Annotated in this window: 5 protein-coding genes, 3 tRNA genes, 1 other RNA gene and 1 pseudogene; 2 read left to right on the top strand and 8 right to left on the bottom strand. The window is 65.1% G+C overall.

Annotated elements, in window-relative coordinates; translation table 11 throughout:
* The 6 genes from dnaX to FJY88_12735 all read right to left on the bottom strand — a co-directional run.
* On the bottom strand, positions 1-732 hold a 732-nt coding region (gene dnaX, locus FJY88_12760; protein MBM3288200.1), incomplete at its 3' end, for a DNA polymerase III subunit gamma/tau.
* A gap of 42 nt (positions 733-774) precedes the next feature.
* Positions 775-1,041: signal recognition particle sRNA large type (gene ffs, locus FJY88_12755), an RNA gene on the bottom strand.
* A 27-nt stretch (positions 1,042-1,068) separates the two neighbouring features.
* Positions 1,069-1,141, bottom strand: a tRNA-Ala gene (locus FJY88_12750).
* 69 nt (positions 1,142-1,210) lie between these two features.
* Positions 1,211-1,301, bottom strand: a tRNA-Ser gene (locus FJY88_12745).
* 113 nt (positions 1,302-1,414) lie between these two features.
* Complete coding sequence (locus FJY88_12740; protein MBM3288199.1) at positions 1,415-1,873, bottom strand: DUF4325 domain-containing protein; 459 nt, start codon at positions 1,871-1,873, stop codon at positions 1,415-1,417.
* 128 nt (positions 1,874-2,001) lie between these two features.
* A tRNA-Ser gene (locus FJY88_12735) sits at positions 2,002-2,091 on the bottom strand.
* Positions 2,092-2,394: 303 nt separating this feature from the next.
* Between FJY88_12735 and FJY88_12730 the strand changes: the two genes are divergently transcribed.
* The gene (locus tag FJY88_12730) at positions 2,395-2,751 is read left to right on the top strand and encodes a nucleotidyltransferase family protein (GenBank protein MBM3288198.1); all 357 of its coding nucleotides are present in this window, start codon (positions 2,395-2,397) and stop codon (positions 2,749-2,751) included.
* Complete coding sequence (locus tag FJY88_12725) at positions 2,741-3,100, top strand: DUF86 domain-containing protein (protein ID MBM3288197.1); 360 nt, start codon at positions 2,741-2,743, stop codon at positions 3,098-3,100. The genes FJY88_12730 and FJY88_12725 overlap by 11 nt, the downstream gene beginning before the upstream one ends.
* A gap of 30 nt (positions 3,101-3,130) precedes the next feature.
* Here the strand turns inward: FJY88_12725 and FJY88_12720 are convergent.
* Positions 3,131-3,307 (bottom strand): annotated as a pseudogene (locus FJY88_12720) (arsenical-resistance protein).
* A 93-nt stretch (positions 3,308-3,400) separates the two neighbouring features.
* Positions 3,401-3,497: RNA-binding protein (locus FJY88_12715; protein ID MBM3288196.1), on the bottom strand; the 97-nt coding region annotated here is incomplete at its 5' end.

The raw sequence follows: 3,497 nt of genomic DNA, 5'->3' as shown, positions 1-3,497 counted from the left end.
CGCGATCCCAAGGGCGGCCGTCACCTCCTTCCCGTCCAGGGGCGCGCGCCCTGAGGCCACGACCTGGTCGAGAAGGGTGAGGGCATCGCGCATGCTCCCCTCGGCCCGCCGAGCGATCAGCGAGAGCGCGTCCTCCGAGATCTCGATCTTCTCGGACTCGCAGATCGTGTGAAGCCTGCCGAGCGTGTCGCGCAGGCGCAGGCGCGAGAAGTCGTAGCGCTGGCATCGCGAGATGATCGTCGCCGGGACCTTGAGCGGCTCGGTCGTCGCCAGGACAAAGACAACGTGCGAGGGAGGCTCCTCCAGGGTCTTCAATAGGGCGTTGAAGGCGTCCGTGGTCAGCATGTGGACTTCGTCCACGATGTAGACCTTCACCCGCCCGCCGGCGGGGGCGTAGCGGACGTTCTCGCGCAGCTCGCGGATGTCGTCGATCCCGCGGTTGCTCGCGCCGTCGATCTCCATCACGTCCAGGCTGCGGCCTCCGGTGATCTCCTTGCAGGCATCGCAGCGGTTGCAGGGATCCGGCGTGGGGCCCTCGGCGCAGTTCAGCGACTTCGCGAGGATGCGCGCCATCGAGGTCTTGCCGACGCCTCGGGGACCGGTGAAGAGATAGGCGTGCGCGGTCCGGCCGGAGCGGATGGCGTTCTTCAGGGTCTGGCCGATCGCGTCCTGCCCGGCGACTTCATCGAAGGTCTGCGGGCGCCATTTCAGAGCCAGGACCAGATAGCCCACCCGTTCACCCTCCTTGTGCCGAATGGCCGCCCCAGGATCGAGCCGTGCACCCAACTTCGACCTTCCGACCGCGCGCCACAAGAGCTGTAGGCTCGGGCCAGGAGGCTCCGCGGCGCCCGCGAGGGTCTGCCTACCGCTGCTACCTTCCGGTCCTGACGGGGTTCAGCAGTCTCGCGTCGCGCGGGACCTGACCTTCAACGCCCCTTGGCCCCTGCAACCACGCGACCGGGCGAGGCCTCGGATGGGAGTTCAATCCCGCTGTAGCGGATTGCGGGTTACAGGGCACCGCTGACTCCCCATCTAGCACGACCCGACCCAGGGGCGGAAAAGAAACTGTGGAGATGAACGGATTCGAACCGTCGACCCCCTCGTTGCGAACGAGGTGCTCTCCCAGCTGAGCTACATCCCCACACAGAATCGTCAAACCGATCGAACCGACTCACCGACCCGAACCGCGGAACCCGCGGTCCCGCGAAACTGGCGGAGAGACAGGGATTCGAACCCTGGAGGCGTTCATCACGCCTACACGCTCTCCAGGCGTGCTCCTTCAACCACTCGGACATCTCTCCGCGGTGGTCGCAAGAAGCCAGTATAGGGGCAAGATGGGGGCGCGCTCAACGGCCTTGTGGACCGCGATTTGCGCGGGTCTGCGGGGAGGGCCCGGCCGGAGGGGCCCTGCGCATCAGCCTGCGCCCGGCAGGGCGGGCGTCCCGATCGGCTCCGGGGCTGTGGCGGAATCGTCAACCGAATCCTGTGACGGGAAGACCCGGAACACCTCATCAGCGAACGCCTGCCCCGGCCTCTTCACCTGGTTCATGTCGAGGATCACTTCTCGGAACTTCTCCAGTCCTGCCAGGAGCCTCCTGGCCTCGGACCTCGAGACATACTCGGAGAGGTACAGCCTCACGAGCACACGGGTACGCTCTCCTCGTCCGGCAGGCCCAGCATGCTCGAGATGGAGTGGAAGACGCCGATGCCGTAATCCCTGACCCGAGAGACGCACTCGTAGGGATGGACGGCCATGCTCACGAGACATCTCCTGGAGTTGGAATGCTCGATTCTTCGGCCAGGCCGTCGAGGGCGAGAGTCCTCTCGACGGAACGTGAGGGGGGAACCGAGCCGGTCGGCCCAGCCAGCGCATAGACCGCGGCTCGAGTCGCTCCGTGCTTGACCACGAGCCCCTCCGCGATCTGGGCTGATTGTCAACCGCCTAAGCTGTAACGTGATCTCTGATAAGACGTTCTGGCTGACGAAGTCAGGGGGGAAGAGTGGCGGAGAGAGAGGGATTCGAACCCCCGGTGGAGTTACCCCCACAGCGGTTTTCGAGACCGCCGCCTTCAACCACTCGGCCATCTCTCCGCACCGCACAACTGATTGCCAGAGCGGAAGTTCACCACAGATGGGTGCTGCTGTCAACCTCCGCGATCACAGCGGCGTGTTAGACCGCCGTGGTCCGCTCCCTGCGAGCACCCGAGTCTGATGCAACGCTCTGTCAATCAAGCACATCCAAACCGCCTAGCGCCCTGCAGCGAAGATCTGCTACGGTCCCTGCTACAGTTTTGTTCGGAGACTCGGCTAGGACCAGCCCACCGTTTGACCCTCAGGTCTTGCCTCGGGAAACGGACGGAAGGAAACTGCGTTTGAAGTTGCGTTGAGAGCCAAATGCCCCGGGATGCCCCACGGACGAATGGGTGGCGATCGGGGCATCCAGACCGGAGAATGAACATGCGGAGCGCGCAGGAAATCCTTGGAATCCTACAGCAAGCCATGCCCGAGCTCGCGCGGGACTTTCGTGTGACCCGGCTCGCCCTGTTCGGCTCCTACGCCCGCGGTCAGCAGACCGAGGCCAGCGACGTGGATATTCTTGTGGAGGTCGATCCTTCGATCGGTCTCCGGTTCGTGGATCTGGCGGAGCGGATCGAATCCCTGCTCGGCGTTCACGCTGACGTGGTTTCCCGCCGAGCCATTACCCCGCGGCACTGGGCGGTCATCGAGGAGGAGCTGGTCGATGTCGCGTAGGCCGGTAGGTCTCCTCATCGAGGACATCTTGGACCGAATCCGCCGAATCGAGCGCTCCGTTGCCGGCCTGGACCACTATGGATTCCTGCACGACGACAAGACGATCGACGCCGTGGTCCGTAACCTGACGGTAATCGGCGAAGCGGCCAATCGCTTGCCGCGGGAGTTCAAGAGCCAGCACCCGGATGTTCCATGGCATCGTGTCGTCGGGTTGCGCCACCGGGTTGTTCACGACTACTTCGATGTGGATCTCGACCTCGTCTGGGCTATCGTGGAGACCGAGTTGCCAAAGCTCGCAGATCAGCTTTCCGACATCCAGAAGTCCGCCGACCAGGATGGGGAAGAATGAAGCGTCTCCCTCGGCTCAGCGGTGGCAATCCGCTGTCGTCCCGACGTTGAAGCGATCCAGGAGGGGCGCCGCTCCGGGGACGAGGCGACCGAGGCCCACTCCCCCGGCCATGGCCAGGAAGATCCAGAGGGTCAGCTAGCGGTCGAGAAACGGCAGACGCTGCTTCCCTGCCGGGAGTGGGTTCGGCGCGCTTCGACTCCGACGGATCGCCGGGGAAAAAAGCGGGAAGGCCGCTCGCGCGACCTTCCCTCGTCACTCAGGCGCGGCGCGGCGCAGCCCGCGCCCCCGACAGCCTGAGAGCTAGTACCGGCGACTCGACCTTCCGCCGCCGCCGCCGTAGCCCCGGCCTCCGCCGCGATCCTCACGAGGCCTCGCCTCGTTGACCGTGAGCGCGCGA

This window comes from Candidatus Eisenbacteria bacterium (assembly GCA_016867495.1).
GTDB lineage: Bacteria > Eisenbacteria > RBG-16-71-46 > CAIMUX01 > VGJL01 > VGJL01.
Note: the sequence above shows the minus strand (reverse complement) of the source record. Positions and strands in the feature narration are given on the sequence as shown.

What these genes read in the sequence shown, in the direction of transcription:
- FJY88_12740 (MBM3288199.1), bottom strand. Translation starts at nt 1,873, where the DNA reads ATGCGCTGGCTGGGCCGACCGGCTCGGTTCCCCCCTCACGTTCCGTCG.
- FJY88_12730 (MBM3288198.1), top strand. Translation starts at nt 2,395, where the DNA reads ATGCCCCGGGATGCCCCACGGACGAATGGGTGGCGATCGGGGCATCCA.
- FJY88_12725 (MBM3288197.1), top strand. Translation starts at nt 2,741, where the DNA reads ATGTCGCGTAGGCCGGTAGGTCTCCTCATCGAGGACATCTTGGACCGA.